This is a genomic window from Prochlorococcus sp. MIT2308 (assembly GCF_059772345.1).
Genome location: NZ_CM186283.1, coordinates 1612903 through 1629182 on the forward strand (window position 1 = coordinate 1612903; position 16280 = coordinate 1629182).

Genomic DNA, 16280 nt, shown 5'->3' on the forward strand with positions numbered 1-16280 from the left:
ATTAAATATATTATCGACTATTAACCATTGAGGCTGTCAATTGCAGCTGTGAGAGCTTCTTTTCTTGTGCCAATTACATCAACCCCAAATTTAGCAAGTCTGTCTTTTACTCTTCCTGTTGCACCAGCAACATATGCTTTCCTTGAGTTGTTTAGTGCTTCTTGAACCATATCTTCTATTGCGAGAGTTGCAGTAACCCCAAGCCTAGGTACATCAGTAATATCAAGAATTAGAACTTTGTAGTTTCTTACAAGCATCATTCTTTCAGTAATTCCTTTTGCTGCTCCAAAACTAAGTGGCCCTTTTAATCTGAATAGCATTACTTCTCCTGCACAGCGATCTAAAAGTGCTTTCTCATCTGAGGGAAGTTGTGAATTTGCTGCATTGTTGTTTGATGTTGAATCAAATGGGTTATCTGCTTCCATTCCCTCCAACTGAGTCTCCGTAATAGAATCGATTGTCAGCATATTTGCGATGAATACACCAACAAGCACAGCCCATATCAAGTCCCAGAAAACTGTCATTAAAAGGACGCCATACATCACACTTGCTGTTTTAAGAGAAAGGCGATGAGCCCTTAATAAAAAGCCCCAATCAATAATGTCTAAACCAACTTTTATTAGAATTCCTGCAAGAAGAGCTGTAGGAATCTGCGCTGCTAGAGGACCTGCACCAACAAGGACAAATAGCAATACAACTGAATGAACCATTCCTGAAATTGGCGTGGAACCTCCAGATTTGACATTTATGACTGTTCTCATGGTTGCCCCGGCTCCTGGCAAACCTGTGAAAAGACCAGCTATTGCGTTTCCAATACCTTGTCCAATGAGTTCTCTATCAGAATTGTGCCTGGTTTGAGAGATATTATCTGCTACAAGAGATGTAAGAAGGGAGTCAATAGCACCAAGAACAGCAAGGACTAGTCCAGCTTTAAGAATTATTGGGAAGAAATTGCCAAGACTTGGATCTGGGAGACTTAAAGAAAGACCACCCTCTGGTATTGCTCCTATTCGGTCTATGGAACTATCGCCAAAAAGAATTATTGATAAAGGAGTAACTATTAATAATGCTAAGAGAGGAGAGGGGACCCATTGACTGATTTTGCGTGGGGTCAGAAACACTATCGCAACTGTCATTATTGCAACTGCTATTGCAGCCCCATTCGGTTCGAAATTATTAACTAAAGTTGAAAGAGACTCTAATACTCCTCCTCGAGTTGATATCCCAAGTAAAGGTCCTATTTGGAGAGTAATTATGATTACTCCAATTCCAGACATAAAGCCTGAAACGACTGAATAAGGGACAAGTGTGATGTATTTACCAAGCCTTAGTATGCCAAATAAAATCTGAAATAATCCCCCAATGACTACAGCAGCCATTACTAAAGGAAGAATTTCTCCAGCAGATAAATCTCTTGGAACTCCTACAGCTGCCAAGCTAGCAACCACTCCAGCAACTGTTACGCTCATAGGCCCAGTTGGACCACTTACTTGAGCAGGAGTTCCTCCAAACAATGCGGCGAGGAATCCAACTACGACTGCTCCGTAAAGGCCGTAGATAGCGCCTCCAGGGCCTAGTGCAGCATTACCAAACGCTAGAGCTAGAGGTAGGGCTACAACCGCAGCGGTCAAGCCACCTAATACATCACCTCTTATATTTTTCAGGTGAAAGCCATTAATTAACGCCAATCGACTCTCCTTACTTGAATTCACTAAAACAAGCCTATCTCTTCAAGGTTCAATTACGTTCGGCATTCTCAATTTTTAAATACTAGATTTAGGAAAAATCATTCAAAGAATGACTCTTAGCACCTGAAAAAGCTTTATTTTCATGGAATTAAAAGGTTTTAAGGATTATTTCAAAATCCTTGGTATCAGTAGAAATGCTACCGATAAAGAAATCAAAAGTGCCTTTAGAAAACTTGCTAGACAATTTCATCCTGATTTGCATCCACATGATGATGAGGCTGAATCAGAATTTAAAGAAATCAACGAAGCTTATGAAATTCTTTCTGATGTGGATAAAAAAAAGTCTTATGAGGAATATCTAAGTTATTGGTCTAAAAATAGTTATGGAAAGTATAGGGATTTTGCTAGAGAAAAAAATGACAAGCGCTTTGATGAATATAAAAACTTTGATGATTTTTTGAGTGATTTAATTGGAAAATTTAGTGAGGTCGGTCAAGAAATTTACTCAAATATATCTTCAGAGAAGAATGCTCAATCATTAAATCTTGATGCTGAATTTAATTTGCAGATTAATTTTTTAGAAGCTTTGAATGGAGCTCAAAAGAATCTTTTGGTAAATGATGAACGAATCGAGGTGAACATCCCAAAAGGGATTAAAACAGGATCAATCTTACGTATTAAGAACAAGGGCAACATACAGCCTGGGAAAGGGAAAAGAGGAGATTTGTTGATTGAAATATCTATCAGATCCCATCCAATTTGGAAAGTCAAAGGTTTAGATATTTATGCGGACTTACCTATTTCTCTAGATGAATTAGCTTTGGGAGCAAATGTTTTGGTTGCCTCTCCTCGAGGAGATACATATTTATCAATTCCTTCTGGAAGTTTGCCTGAGCAACAATTCAGATTAAAAGGGCAAGGATTTCATAATTTAGATACCCAAGGGGATTTGTTATTTACTCTAAAATTAAAATTACCGGAAAGCTGGACAGAAGATGAGTTGAGACTTATTGAAAAGCTTAGATCTGTTCGAATAGATGAACCCCGATCAAGCTGGTTTGATCAGGCTAGGACTTAAAGGAAGTAAAATGTAGTTATCTGTTATGTAGTTATCTCTATTGGTCAATATGCATCTTACTTATCGGCCCCGTCGCCTTCGTAGAACAAACTCTTTGAGAGAGATGGTTAGAGAGAACAATGTTTCTGCTTCTGACTTTATTTATCCTCTTTTTGTTCATGAAGGTTTAGATATTCAAGAGATACCAGCGATGCCAGGTTCATTTCGATGGTCAATGGATGGATTGGTTGATGAAGTTAAACGGGCTTGGGATCTAGGAATAAGATGTGTCGTTCTTTTCCCAAAAGTTTCAGATGAGCTAAAAACAGAAGATGGAGCAGAATGTTTTAATGAAAAAGGCTTAATACCAAGGGCTATTGAAAGGTTGAAAATAGAGATACCTGAAATGAGTATCATGACTGATGTCGCTTTAGATCCTTATTCCTGTGATGGTCATGATGGAATAGTTAGTAATCAAGGAATAATTTTGAATGATGAAACCGTTGATTATTTATGTAAGCAAGCAGTGGTTCAAGCACAATCTGGAGCAGATTTAATTGGACCAAGTGACATGATGGATGGAAGAGTAGGAGCTATAAGAGAAGCCTTAGATGATGAAGGTTTTGAACATGTAGGAATAATTAGTTACACTGCAAAATATTCATCTGCCTATTATGGTCCTTTTAGAGAGGCTTTAGATTCTGCTCCCAGATCATTATCAAATAAGCCAATACCGAAAAATAAAAATACCTATCAGATGGATCCGGCTAATGCTAGAGAAGCCATAACAGAAGCTCAACTTGACGAACAAGAGGGATCGGACATCCTAATGATTAAACCTGGTTTGGCTTATTTAGATATTATTTATCGTTTAAGGGAAGAATCAGAATTACCAATCGCTGCATATAACGTTAGTGGAGAGTATTCAATGGTCAAAGCTGCTGCTCAAAGAGGTTGGATTGATGAAAAGGCAATTGTTTTAGAAACTTTATTGAGTTTCAAAAGAGCTGGGGCAAACCTGATCCTTACATATCATGCGTGTGATGCCGCAGGATGGTTAAAAGAACAATAGAGTTGACTAAGAACATTATTTAAAATTTCAATCTTCAATTAAAAGTAATGCTAGAAAAACAGTCTAAATTAAATAATAAAGAAGTTAATCGGCTTGGCCATGTAGCTATAAGAGTGGAAGATGTTGATAGGGCTAAAAGGTTTTATTTGAGCTTGGGGATGAAGCTTGTTTGGGATGATCCTGATTGGTGTTACTTAGAGACAGGAGAGAATAAAGATGGCCTTGCTTTGCTTGGACCGAGCTACAAAGCGGCTGGTCCACATTTTGCATTTCATTTCACTAATAAGGATGAAATAGAAAGCATTCATTCTTCTCTAAAAAATCAAGGTGTAAAGGTTGGTGCTTTGCATGATCATCGAGATGGAACTTCTTCTTTTTACTTGAAAGATACAGAAGGCAATTGGTTGGAAATGCTTTATCACCCATCAACAGGAATCCCAACAAATCAATAGAAGTTTTTTAGACGAATGGAAGTTTCAATAAATCAGGATGATTCAGAAAAAACACAAATAATTCTAGAATCTTTGGAGTTACTTGAATGGCCAACTGTTTGTAGCCATTTGTCTACATTCGCGGTTACCCAACAAGGTCGTAATAAATGTAGAAGCTTTGATTTACCATTAGATATATCTCTTAGCAAGGAGTTATTGTCCCAAACGTTAGAAATTGGATCATTAGATATTTCTATTGATGGAGGAATATCTTTTGAAGGTGTTCATGATTTGGAAAATATTCTTTTGATATGCTCCAAAGGTGGTGTTGCAATAGGCGAGGATTTATTAAAAGTTGCTGATACGTTAAGAGCTGCTAGAAAATTACGAAAACTAATATTTGATCAATTAATACGTCCACGACTCTCTGAATTACTCAAAGACGTTGCAACGTTGCCTGATTTGCAAAAACTCCTCGAATTTGGTCTGGATGAAGGTGGAAGAATTGCTGATCGTGCGAGTCCAAAACTTTCTGAATTACGACGCCATAGGAATTCGGTACGTCTTCAAAGAAAAGAAATTCTTCAAGATATTATTAGGAAATATGCTGGATTACTTCAAGACAATATTATCTCGGAGAGGTATGGAAGACCTGTTTTAGCTTTTAAAGCTGGGACTTCCGATCGGATTAAGGGAATGGTTCATGATAGTTCGGCTTCAGGAAATACTATCTATGTCGAGCCACAAGTTGTCATATCAATAGGGAATCGTTTGGCTAAAATAGATTCTGAAATCTTTAATGAAGAGAGGAGACTTTTAGCTAATTGGAGTAAGGAGGTTGGGTTTAATGCCGATGTAATAGCTCATTTAGGAGAGATTCTTTTACAGATTGAGTTTGCATTGTCACGAGCACGTTACTCTAAATGGCTTGACGGGGTGCCAGCAATTCTTGATGAAAAGGAGAATACACTATTTGAGATTAAAGATTTTCGCCATCCTTTATTAGTATGGAATGATTTCCATGAGAAAAAAAATACAGTCGTACCAACTAGTTTTGATGTTCCTTCTGATTTAAAAGTTGTTGCGATTACAGGCCCTAATACTGGAGGCAAAACAGTTGCGTTAAAAAGTATTGGTCTAGCAGTTTTAATGGCAAAAGCAGGAATACTTTTACCATGTACTGGTTCGCCAAGATTACCCTGGTGTAAAAATATTTTAGCTGATATTGGTGATGAGCAGTCATTACAGCAAAATTTATCTACATTTAGTGGGCATATTCTTCGTATAAGTCGAATACTTAATGCCATAGCTTCTTCCCGTGGTACAACTCTCGTTCTTTTAGATGAAGTTGGAGCAGGAACTGATCCCTCTGAAGGTACAGCCTTGGCTATGGCTCTGTTAAAGACAATGGCAGATAGAGCACGATTAACTATTGCTACTACTCATTTTGGAGAATTAAAAGCACTAAAATATAGTGATTCAAGATTTGAAAATGCTTCAGTTTCTTTTGATAGTGAAACAATAAAACCAACCTTTCATTTGCAATGGGGAATTCCTGGTAGGAGTAATGCGATTGAGATTTCAAAAAGACTTGGTCTTGATTCGGAAGTGATAAAACGTGCTCAAGAGTTTATCAATCCTGCAAGCGTTGATAATGTTAATCAAGTTATTAAAGGTTTAGAAAAACAACGTGAGCGGCAGCAATCAGCAGCTGAAGATGCTGCGGCTTTATTAGCAAAAACTGAATTATTACATGAAGAATTACTTGATAGTTGGCAGAAACAACGTCAACAAACGGAGAAGTTTAATGAACAAGGAAGGTTTAAACTGGAGTCATCAATTCGAGAAGGTCAAAAAGAAGTAAGACATTTGATTAAACGTTTGCGCGATCAAAATGCTAGTGGTGAAACAGCAAGAATTGCCGGTAGACGATTACGGCAAATGGAGAAAGGGTATCGAAGCGATAGGCGGGTCACTCCTTTGCCGGGATGGGTTCCCAAAATTGGGGATAAAGTTAGATTGTCTTCTATAGGTAGAGCAGGTGAAATAATTTCTTTCTCAGATGATGGAATGCAATTAACAGTTTTGTGTGGTGTATTTAGAAGCAAAGTTAGTTTGACTGAAGTAGAAAGTCTTGATGGTCAAAAAGCCGAAATAAATCCACGTGTGCAAGTAAAAACTTCGCGGGTAGTAAGAAAGAATTTATCTTTAGTTCGTACTAAAAAAAATACCTTAGATGTAAGAGGTTTACGCGTGCATGAAGCGGAGGGGGTAATTGAAGAAAAATTGAGAAATTGTTCCGGAGCTTTATGGGTTATTCATGGAATTGGTTCTGGAAAACTGAAAAAAGGTTTGAGGAAGTGGTTTGATTCACTTTCATATATTGAAAAAGTAGCCGATGCTGAACCTCATGATGGCGGCCCTGGATGTAGTGTTGTGTGGATGGTTGATTGAGAAATTGAGGTGAAAATTATAAACAATGTTTTTAGTTCTTTAATTTAGCAAGGATGAATGTAAGAATTATTATTTAGTTTATTGACTATAGATATTTCTAAATGCAATTTATTGATCAGGCTATTATTGATGTCAAAGCAGGTTCGGGTGGTGATGGTATCTCTGCTTTTAGAAGAGAAAAGTATGTTCCAGCAGGTGGTCCTGCGGGAGGAGATGGAGGACAAGGAGGAAATGTTGTTTTAGAGGCTGATGATAATTTACAAACTCTTTTGGATTTCAAATTTCAGAAATTAATTTCTGCCGAGAATGGTCAAAGAGGTGGCCCTAACAAATGCACTGGAGCATCAGGAAATGACACTGTACTTAAAGTTCCATGCGGAACGGAGGTAAGACATCTCTCTACGAATATTATTCTTGGTGATTTAACTCATAAAGGCCAACAACTTATTGTCGCGTTTGGTGGGAAAGGAGGTTTCGGGAACGCTCGTTATTTATCAAATAGCAATAGAGCCCCAGAAAAATTTACAGAAGGGAAAGCAGGTGAAGAATGGTCATTGCAATTGGAATTGAAACTACTAGCAGAAGTTGGAATTATTGGTTTGCCTAATGCAGGCAAAAGTACTTTGATTTCTGTACTCTCCTCTGCAAGACCAAAGATTGCTGATTATCCATTTACAACTTTAATTCCTAATCTCGGAGTAGTAAGAAGACCCTCAGGAGATGGAACAGTTTTTGCAGATATTCCTGGCTTGATTGCTGGAGCCTCAAAAGGTATAGGGTTAGGGCATGATTTTCTTCGACATATTGAACGAACAAAGGTTTTACTTCATTTAATTGACTCAGCATCAACCGACCCGATAAATGATTTTAAAACCATTAATGAGGAATTAACGACGTACGGTTGTGGTTTGATTTCTAGGCCAAGAATTTTTGTTCTGAATAAAAAAGAACTATTAAATGAGAATGAAATTAAAAAACTTCTAAATAATATTGAGAAACTAACTATGAAAAAGGTCCACATAATTTCTGCAGTAACGAAATTTGGTCTGGATGATTTGTTAAGTTCTATTTGGAACGAACTTGGATATTAATTAATTGTTATGAGTGAATCATACCTACTTGTCTTGTAGTTAATTTTTGGTCATAACTAAAGAGAGTTATTAAAATTATGGATTTTTACAGTTGTTTTGATGGACAAGGAGAAATTATCGCTCGCTGCCAGACTGATAAAGATATTAATGTTTTAAAAAAAATGGGGAGACCTATCGCTGAAGTACGTCAAATGAAAAATGAGGAGGCAGTTGTTTGCTCTTTAACTGGAAGCCCTTCAGATTTTAATATGGATTATTAATAGGATCTCATGGTACAAAAAAGGAGAAGTTGTTGCTTCTCCTTTTTTGTGCTTTTAATTGTTTTTAAGTTTTAATCGTCATATACCAAGCACTCTGGTTCATCAGGATTGGCGTCGCAGAATAATTCCAGAGCATTTGGATCATGCTTGTCTTCAGGATGATGCTCCTTGTATTCCTTTAGAGAGTTAAGTTCATCTTCTAAATGATGGAGCTTGGATTCATTCCCTTGAGCTTTTGCTTCTTGAATCTCGGATTCATCTTTTTGAATATGCTCGTCAATAGTTTTCATAGCGTCTTGTAAGAGCAGGATCATTTGACTAACACAATAATTATGACGGAGGAATATTGCACGTGGTTTGTAAATTTGGTTGGATTTCCTCACCATTCCCTGACTTAAGACCTGCAAAAAAGATCTTTTGTAGGTTTTGTTGAATTGATAATTTGTTGATTTATTTAACTATCAAATACTTTTAGCTTCCTTTCTTTGGCTTTCTAAATAATAAAAAACGCTTTTATCTCCTATGTCAGCTTCTGCTGGCAGGTTGAATTTCCTTATTCCCATTGATATCAATAGCAAGGACGACACAACTAGCGTTGCAAAAGTAAAACTTTCATTAGCTAATTCAGTTAAATATCCAAGTAAAGCAATTGGAATGAAAATTGTTATCCCTATTGCCTCAATTCTTCTAAAACAAAAAAACTCTTTGAAACCTATCCCAGTTAAAGAAGCAAAAAGTGGTCCTATAAGTAATATCGATTTAGGATTTTCTCTGAGGCCATACATTAGATTTGTTACTCCGAAATGATATAGAAGTATCAACAATCCAATACAACCGAGTAACCAGAAAATTGTTAGTGTTTGATGTAAGGGTCTTAAATATATATGTATCCACTTCAGACTTAAGCCTATACTTATTGACATACATAATAGCCAAATCCATATTTGATGAGATCCATTAAAAAACCATTGAGCTATTCCTATTAAAAAGAATAATCCGCAGAAAAGAATTGATAATCGGTAAAATAGAACTTCTTTTTTATCATCTGAAGTAACTATGAAATCACCATAGACACCTTTAATAGGATTTGAGGATTTAAAGTAAGAATTTTCTTCTTTCATAGTTGATCATTAATTGTTGATAATTGTTGTAATATCTTCTCCTTTAGGAATAATACTACTTGGGTTTAAAGGAAATAAAGCTCCAAAATAATCTTTTCTCCAAGTATCAACATCACATGTTTTTTTAATGTTACACATATTAAAAAATTTTTTTCTCCATTTAATTATATGTGGGAAAGATTTTATTGGTTTATTACTACATTTAAATAGTGGGTAATAAATTGCTTCCCATCTAATAAGGGTAGGGAAAAGTTTTATATCAGCAATTGAAAGATTCTTTCCACAAAGCCAAGGACCTCTTGATTGTAGACTTTCTTCTATGGTTTTTAGAGCTGAGAACAAATTCTCAGAAGCTTTTTCATAAGCTTTTTGATTTCTAGCAAATCCACATTTATAAACTCCATTATTAATATTTTCTTGAATTAGATTTTGCCAGTGAATAATTTGTTTTTTATATTTGCTTGGATTAAGGTCTATTTGATGATCGTATATTGGCCAATTATTTAATATTTCGACAAGCTCAGCGCTTTCGTTATTTATAAGTCTTAATTTTGCTTCGGGTTCATTGCCTGGATCGAAAAGCATTGGTACTGTTGCTCGTCTTGACTGATAATTTCCGCATTTCCGATAAAGCTCTTGAAGGGTTTTACAGCCTTGTATTGGATGGTCAAATATCCATCTTCCTCCCGCTGAGTCTACTTCAGCAATGTGAAGATTGATCGATTTCTTTAATCCTTTGATCTCATGAATTATCCATGTTCTATGTGCCCAAGGACAACTTTTGCCGACAATCAAACCTGGCATTTGAGTTAATGCTCTATTCTTTAAATCCTTCTCTGTCGGGATTTGAATTTGTTGTTGAAGATTTATAGGCCTTTTGTAATTTCCATTAGAATCCGATGGTGCAAGACCATTCATTAAAATTCTCCATTCAAAACTCCATATGTTTCTCGCAGCTTTTACAAATATTGGTGGTATGGCCATAACTTTCTTTTAGGGTTATTTTTATATCTATGGTTATTGAATAATGATGCAGCTACAAGTACTTCTAGTGGCTGGTACACATGGTAATGAAATAAATGGTATCTGGCTTTTTGATGAATGGAAAAAATCACCGTTTTTAATAAATACTTACGGGATTAAAACTTGTAAGGTGATTGGAAATCCTGAGGCTAAAAAGGTAGGGAAAAGATACATTCATCATGATTTGAATCGTAGTTTTAAAGAAGAATCATTTTTATTTATCAACTCTTCAAATTTTGAGGGAAACAGAGCGAATGAATTAGTGAATCTTTATGGAGAGGCAGGAAAAAGTCCCTGTCAAATAGCATTAGATTTTCATACAACCACAGCCTCCATGGGGAGTTGCTTAGTTGTATATGGAAGAAGATATTCAGATTTGGCTTTGGCTTCTTTAATTCAAAATAAATTAGGTTTACCAATATATCTACATGAATCAGATAAAAAACAAACAGGTTTTTTAGTTGAATCTTGGCCTTGTGGACTTGTTATTGAAATTGGACCTGTAGGTCAGGGTCTATTGAATTCTAGAATTATTTCACAGACTAAATTAATCCTTGAAAGTTTGATGGAACAAATTTATCAAATTAATAATTTGAATTTCTTTTTTCCTGATAAATTGATAATTCACAGGCATATTAAAAGTATCGATTTTCCAAGAGATGAAGAAGGTAATATTGATGGCTACGTACATTCATTTAGGCAATCAAAGGATTGGCTAGAATTAAAGAAAAACGATGAATTATTTTTTAAGTTGAATGGTGAAATAATTAGGTATGAAGAAGATGAACCATATATTCCTGTTTTCATAAATGAAGCAGCTTATGCGGAAAAAAATATTGCTATGAGCTTTACCAAAAAAGAATTATGGGATGTAAAAAAAGAATGGAAACAATCATTAATAGAGTTAGTACATCACAAGTAAGTTCTCTCGCTCCAATAAACAACTGCCCCTTGAGCTTCTAATTCATATTTTCTGTGACGTGCATCACATAAAGGAACCCTCTCTTCAGCCCTATTACCGTTAATCAGCCACTTTATAAGAACCAATTGCTGACCTCTTACGTTAAATCTTAAAAGAATCTTAAGACGTTTTAAGTGCTCTTCAGGCGCAACTTGCTGATTCTCTTAATAAATTGTCCTACAAATTGGCCACAGAAAGCATCATTCTCCTTTATTATCACTGCTGGCAGTCTAATTAGCTGCTCTTATTTACTCGTCCCATAAGGGACATACACATTCGTCCTCATGACCACCATTCAGCAGCAGCGTTCTTCGTTGCTCAAAGGTTGGCCACAATTCTGCGAGTGGGTTACTTCCACCAACAACCGTATTTATGTCGGTTGGTTCGGTGTATTGATGATCCCTTGCCTTCTTGCGGCAACAACTTGTTTCATCGTTGCATTTATCGCTGCTCCTCCAGTTGATATCGACGGTATCCGTGAGCCAGTAGCTGGTTCATTCATGTATGGAAACAACATCATTTCTGGTGCTGTTGTTCCTTCAAGTAACGCTATCGGCCTTCACTTCTACCCAATCTGGGAAGCAGCAACTCTTGATGAGTGGCTATACAACGGTGGCCCTTACCAGCTTGTAATCTTCCACTTCCTTATTGGTATCTCTGCATACATGGGACGTCAGTGGGAGCTTTCATACCGTTTAGGTATGCGCCCATGGATCTGTGTTGCTTACTCAGCTCCTGTATCAGCAGCTTTCGCTGTATTCCTTGTTTACCCATTCGGTCAGGGTTCATTCTCTGATGGTATGCCTCTAGGAATTTCTGGAACATTCAACTTCATGTTCGTTTTCCAGGCTGAGCACAACATCTTGATGCACCCATTCCATATGGCTGGTGTAGCAGGTATGTTCGGTGGTGCTTTGTTCTCTGCAATGCACGGTTCTTTGGTTACTTCATCACTTATCCGTGAGACCACAGGACTTGATTCACAGAACTACGGTTACAAGTTTGGACAAGAAGAAGAGACATACAACATCGTTGCAGCTCATGGCTACTTCGGTCGTTTGATCTTCCAATATGCAAGCTTCAACAACAGCCGTAGCCTTCACTTCTTCTTGGCTTCATGGCCAGTAATTTGTGTTTGGTTGACATCTATGGGCATCTGCACCATGGCTTTCAACTTGAACGGCTTCAACTTCAACCAGTCTGTTGTAGATACTTCAGGCAAGGTTGTACCAACCTGGGGTGACGTACTTAACCGTGCAAACCTTGGTATGGAAGTAATGCATGAGCGTAATGCTCACAACTTCCCACTTGACCTAGCAGCTGCTGAGTCTACTTCTGTAGCTCTTGTTGCACCTGCAATCGGTTAAGTCTTTAACTTGATTTTTTCAAAGCCCTCTTTTAGAGGGCTTTTTTTTTGCTTTTTTTCAAGTTATCTATTGCATTTATTGGTTTATTTTTTAGTGAGTATTGATTAACATTTTTAAGATAGGTTTATTTATGGGAAGTAGTTTCGGAAAACTTTTTAATATCAGCACTTTTGGTGAATCTCACGGTGGTGGTGTTGGTGTAATCATTGATGGATGTCCACCAAGGTTGGAGCTTGATATCAATGAAATACAAAATGATCTAAATAGAAGGAGACCAGGTCAAAGCAAAATCACTACTCCCAGAAACGAGAGTGATGAAGTTGAAATTCTTAGTGGTCTTTTAGAGAACAAAACTTTAGGAACACCAATTGCGATGGTTGTTAGAAATAAAGATCATCGGCCTAAAGATTATTCTGAAATTAAAAAAGCCTTTAGGCCATCTCACGCTGATGCTACTTATCAGAAAAAATATGGAATTCAGTCTTCAAGTGGCGGAGGACGAGCATCCGCAAGAGAGACGATAGGTAGAGTCGCGGCTGGTTCTGTTGCAAAGCAACTTCTCACTAAGTCTTCTAATACGGAAATACTTGCTTGGGTGAAGAGAATTCATGATATTGAAGCTGATATTCAACCCAATAAAGTTACTTTTGATGAGATTGAGAAAAATATTGTTCGGTGCCCAGATCAAAAAGCTGCAGCTTTAATGATTAAACGAGTAGAAGCTTTTGGGAAAGAAGGAGACTCTTGCGGAGGAGTCATAGAATGTGTTGTTCGTAATCCGCCAGTCGGCATTGGTATGCCTGTCTTTGACAAGTTGGAGGCTGATCTAGCAAAGGCATTAATGTCTTTGCCTGCCACTAAAGGTTTCGAGGTAGGGTCTGGTTTTGGAGGTACTTATCTAAAAGGCAGTGAACATAATGATCCTTTTGTACCATCGGACTCTGATCAATTGAAAACTGCTACGAATAACTCAGGGGGGATTCAAGGAGGAATTTCTAATGGTGAGGATATAGTTTTGAGGGTTGGATTTAAACCTACAGCAACAATTAGGAAAAGCCAAAAGACTATTGATGAGGATGGTAATGCTGTAACTCTCAAGGCAAAAGGAAGACATGATCCTTGTGTTTTGCCAAGGGCAGTTCCAATGGTTGAAGCAATGGTTGCATTGGTTTTAGCCGATCATTTACTTAGGCATCGAGGACAATGTACTGAATTTAAAAATCAATAATTAATTTTTGGTTTTATAGTAGATCTTGAATAATCTTTTAGCCAAATTTCTAGATCTTTGTCGGGAGTTTGATTTCGTAATTCTCTTCCGATAACTAATGCATCGTATCCATCTTTTATAAATATTTTTAGGTTTCTACTTTTAATTCCACCTGCACCAATAAAAAACATATCCTTTTGAGTTATCTTTTTTAATTCGTTTATAAAATTAATTCCTAATGTTGATGCGGGAAAGATTTTTACAATTTTATATCCTAGATTAATTGCCTCTTTGAAATTTTCAATATTCGATATCCCTGGAATAACTAGTTGATTATTTTGTATGGCTTTGAGGTGAATTTCTTTGTTAAATGATGGACTCATCGAATAATTTAGATCTAATGAGAGAATTGAATCTAAAGATTCTTTTGATTCAATTGATGCAGCACCAAGATTAATTGATTTGAAATTCTTTTTTATCTCTGATATCAAATTAACCCATTCTGCATTTGAATCCCATCCTATTTCTATATTTTTAATACCATAATTATATAGTTTTTCGATTTTTAAAAATAAATTCTCTCTTTTTTTTGATATATTAAAAAATTTATTTTCTAGCCTGATAAGAACTATTAAAGGCTGTAATTTAAGCCTTTTTATTAAATTATTTTGCTTGATTTCCAAAAATTATATTTTTGACTAAGCATACTCTGCAACTTTAACTTCATGGCGAATTAATAAATCCTGGAACTCAAGAGAATCAACGGTCTCAGTTTCCATAAGCATTGATGTTAACTCTTCGAGAACCTGACGGTTTTCATTTAAAGCTTTTTTGGCCCTTTCATATGCTATTTCAACAAGAATTGAGACTTCTGAATCAATAGTGGCAGCTGTATCTTCTGAAAAATCTCTTTCCGCAGAAATGTCTCTACCAAGGAACATGCCCCCTTGAGATCGACCTAAAGCTACTGGCCCTAACTTATCACTCATGCCAAATTTCGTAATCATTTGCCTGGCAACTGAAGCTACTTGCTTTAGATCATTTGATGCACCAGTAGTTACTTCATCTTCTCCATAAATAATTTCCTCTGCAACTCTTCCTCCAAGTGCAACAGCCATTTGATTTTGTAGGTAAGACCTTGAATAAAGACCAGATTCCATTCTTTCTTCACTGGGAGTGAAAAAAGTTAAACCTCCAGCCTGTCCTCTTGGAATGATTGAGATCTTTTGGACTGGGTCATAATCAGGCATTACAGCTCCTACTACGGCATGACCAGCTTCATGATAGGCAACTAGCCTTTTACGCTTTTCGCTCATGACTGTATCTTTTTTCTCTGGACCAACCATTATTCTCTCTATCGCAGCACCTATTTCGTCGTTGCTGACCTCAGTTAATTCTCTTCTGGCAGCTAATATCGCAGCTTCATTTAATAGATTTGCTAAATCAGCCCCAGTGAAACCAGGAGTTCTTCTAGCTACTTGATCTAGGTCAACTCCCTTTGAAAGAGTTTTACTTCTTGCATGAACTTTAAGTATTTGTAATCTACCTGAGTAATCAGGTCGGTCTACGGTTACTTGCCTGTCAAATCTCCCAGGTCGCATTAGTGCAGAGTCAAGCACGTCGGGTCTATTGGTCGCAGCAACAATAATTATTCCTGTATTTCCTTCAAATCCGTCCATTTCCGTTAATAGCTGGTTTAGTGTCTGCTCTCTTTCATCATTACCTCCTCCTAGACCTGCTCCACGCTGACGACCTACAGCATCTATCTCATCAATAAAAACAATACAAGGAGCATTCTTTTTAGCTTGTTCAAAAAGATCTCTGACTCTGCTAGCACCAACTCCAACAAACATTTCTACAAACTCAGAACCTGAGATAGAAAAGAATGGGACAGAAGCTTCACCAGCTACTGCTTTCGCAAGCAGAGTTTTTCCTGTTCCTGGAGGGCCAACTAATAAAACACCTTTAGGAATTTTTGCCCCGACAGCTGTAAAGCGGTCAGGATTTTTCAGAAAATCAACTACTTCAGTAAGTTCAAGCTTTGCACCTTCAATTCCAGCAACGTCTCCAAAAGTAATTTTTGTCTCTGACTCCATTTGTAGTCTTGCTTTACTTTTCCCAAAACTCATAGCTGGATTTCCACCCCCACCAGAGCCAGCTCTTCTAAATAGGAAAAATAGGCCTCCAAGTAAAAGAATTGGGAAAATAAGGCTGCTAGCTGCTTGTTGAAGTGGGTTTGCTTGAGTAGTTGGTTGTACAGCAATATCGACATCATTATCGGTTAAAAGTTGCAGCAATTCTTGATCAGGAGCCAAATTAACCAAAGCTCTGTTTCCATCACTTTCAACAATTTGAGCTGTACCTTTGTCTGGAGATATCAGTACTCTGCTTACCTGCCTGTCTTGAACAGCTTCTATGAAGTCACTATATCTAAGTGTTCTAGATGCTTTAGTCGGACTTGGCTTATCGAAAAAAGCACTTCCAACAAAAATCACTACTACAACAATTAGGACATAGAGGCCTATGTTTCTCCAGCGTTTGTTCAATG

Annotated in this window: 16 protein-coding genes; 9 read left to right on the forward strand and 7 right to left on the reverse strand. The window is 36.9% G+C overall.

Features of this window, described 5'->3' with window-relative positions:
* Nucleotides 1–20: 20 nt before the first annotated feature.
* Complete coding sequence (locus tag AC6EIW_RS09215; protein WP_498521642.1) at nt 21–1688, reverse strand: SulP family inorganic anion transporter; 1668 nt, start codon at nt 1686–1688, stop codon at nt 21–23.
* 142 nt (nt 1689–1830) lie between these two features.
* Here AC6EIW_RS09215 and AC6EIW_RS09220 point away from each other — a divergent pair, with 142 nt between their 5' ends.
* The 6 genes from AC6EIW_RS09220 (at nt 1831) to AC6EIW_RS09245 (ending at nt 8053) form a co-directional block, all read left to right on the forward strand.
* Nucleotides 1831–2766, forward strand: coding sequence for a DnaJ C-terminal domain-containing protein (locus AC6EIW_RS09220; protein ID WP_498520350.1), 936 nt, complete (start codon nt 1831–1833; stop codon nt 2764–2766).
* A gap of 49 nt (nt 2767–2815) precedes the next feature.
* Nucleotides 2816–3817 (forward strand): porphobilinogen synthase, encoded by a 1002-nt coding sequence (hemB, locus tag AC6EIW_RS09225; RefSeq protein ID WP_498520351.1) that lies wholly within the window; start codon nt 2816–2818, stop codon nt 3815–3817.
* A 47-nt stretch (nt 3818–3864) separates the two neighbouring features.
* The gene (locus AC6EIW_RS09230) at nt 3865–4269 is read left to right on the forward strand and encodes a VOC family protein (protein ID WP_498520352.1); all 405 of its coding nucleotides are present in this window, start codon (nt 3865–3867) and stop codon (nt 4267–4269) included.
* 15 nt (nt 4270–4284) lie between these two features.
* Nucleotides 4285–6702, forward strand: coding sequence for an endonuclease MutS2 (locus AC6EIW_RS09235; protein ID WP_498520353.1), 2418 nt, complete (start codon nt 4285–4287; stop codon nt 6700–6702).
* A 101-nt stretch (nt 6703–6803) separates the two neighbouring features.
* Nucleotides 6804–7793: an Obg family GTPase CgtA gene (cgtA, locus tag AC6EIW_RS09240; protein ID WP_498520354.1), complete on the forward strand. Its 990-nt coding sequence runs from the start codon at nt 6804–6806 to the stop codon at nt 7791–7793.
* A 77-nt stretch (nt 7794–7870) separates the two neighbouring features.
* Nucleotides 7871–8053, forward strand: coding sequence for a hypothetical protein (locus AC6EIW_RS09245; protein WP_498520355.1), 183 nt, complete (start codon nt 7871–7873; stop codon nt 8051–8053).
* A 71-nt stretch (nt 8054–8124) separates the two neighbouring features.
* Here AC6EIW_RS09245 and AC6EIW_RS09250 read toward each other — a convergent pair whose 3' ends face one another.
* From AC6EIW_RS09250 to AC6EIW_RS09260, 3 genes are all read right to left on the reverse strand, one after another.
* Complete coding sequence (locus tag AC6EIW_RS09250) at nt 8125–8343, reverse strand: CP12 domain-containing protein (RefSeq protein WP_498462105.1); 219 nt, start codon at nt 8341–8343, stop codon at nt 8125–8127.
* A 171-nt stretch (nt 8344–8514) separates the two neighbouring features.
* On the reverse strand, nt 8515–9174 hold the full coding sequence (locus AC6EIW_RS09255) for a DUF2301 domain-containing membrane protein (protein ID WP_498520356.1): 660 nt from the start codon (nt 9172–9174) through the stop codon (nt 8515–8517).
* Between the two features lie 9 nt (nt 9175–9183).
* On the reverse strand, nt 9184–10158 hold the full coding sequence (locus tag AC6EIW_RS09260; RefSeq protein WP_498520357.1) for a glutathione S-transferase family protein: 975 nt from the start codon (nt 10156–10158) through the stop codon (nt 9184–9186).
* Nucleotides 10159–10201: 43 nt separating this feature from the next.
* Here AC6EIW_RS09260 and AC6EIW_RS09265 point away from each other — a divergent pair, with 43 nt between their 5' ends.
* Nucleotides 10202–11119 (forward strand): aspartoacylase, encoded by a 918-nt coding sequence (locus AC6EIW_RS09265; protein ID WP_498520358.1) that lies wholly within the window; start codon nt 10202–10204, stop codon nt 11117–11119.
* On the opposite strand, the gene AC6EIW_RS09270 is transcribed toward AC6EIW_RS09265, so the two are convergent.
* Nucleotides 11110–11244, reverse strand: a complete 135-nt coding sequence (locus AC6EIW_RS09270) for a YWSERL motif small protein (RefSeq protein WP_498520359.1) — start codon at nt 11242–11244, stop codon at nt 11110–11112. The genes AC6EIW_RS09265 and AC6EIW_RS09270 overlap by 10 nt on opposite strands.
* Before the next feature lie 198 nt (nt 11245–11442).
* On the opposite strand from AC6EIW_RS09270, the gene psbA reads away from it, so the two are divergent.
* Nucleotides 11443–12525 (forward strand): photosystem II q(b) protein, encoded by a 1083-nt coding sequence (gene psbA / locus AC6EIW_RS09275; RefSeq protein WP_011294225.1) that lies wholly within the window; start codon nt 11443–11445, stop codon nt 12523–12525.
* 130 nt (nt 12526–12655) lie between these two features.
* Nucleotides 12656–13753: a chorismate synthase gene (gene aroC / locus AC6EIW_RS09280; protein ID WP_498521643.1), complete on the forward strand. Its 1098-nt coding sequence runs from the start codon at nt 12656–12658 to the stop codon at nt 13751–13753.
* On the opposite strand, the gene AC6EIW_RS09285 is transcribed toward aroC, so the two are convergent.
* Together AC6EIW_RS09285 and ftsH are read right to left on the reverse strand one after the other, a co-directional pair.
* Complete coding sequence (locus tag AC6EIW_RS09285) at nt 13747–14415, reverse strand: bifunctional 4-hydroxy-2-oxoglutarate aldolase/2-dehydro-3-deoxy-phosphogluconate aldolase (protein WP_498520360.1); 669 nt, start codon at nt 14413–14415, stop codon at nt 13747–13749. The genes aroC and AC6EIW_RS09285 overlap by 7 nt on opposite strands.
* Nucleotides 14416–14430: 15 nt before the next feature.
* A complete protein-coding gene (gene ftsH, locus AC6EIW_RS09290; protein ID WP_498520361.1) occupies nt 14431–16278 on the reverse strand; it encodes an ATP-dependent zinc metalloprotease FtsH in 1848 nt (615 codons plus the stop codon).
* Nucleotides 16279–16280 lie beyond the last annotated feature (2 nt).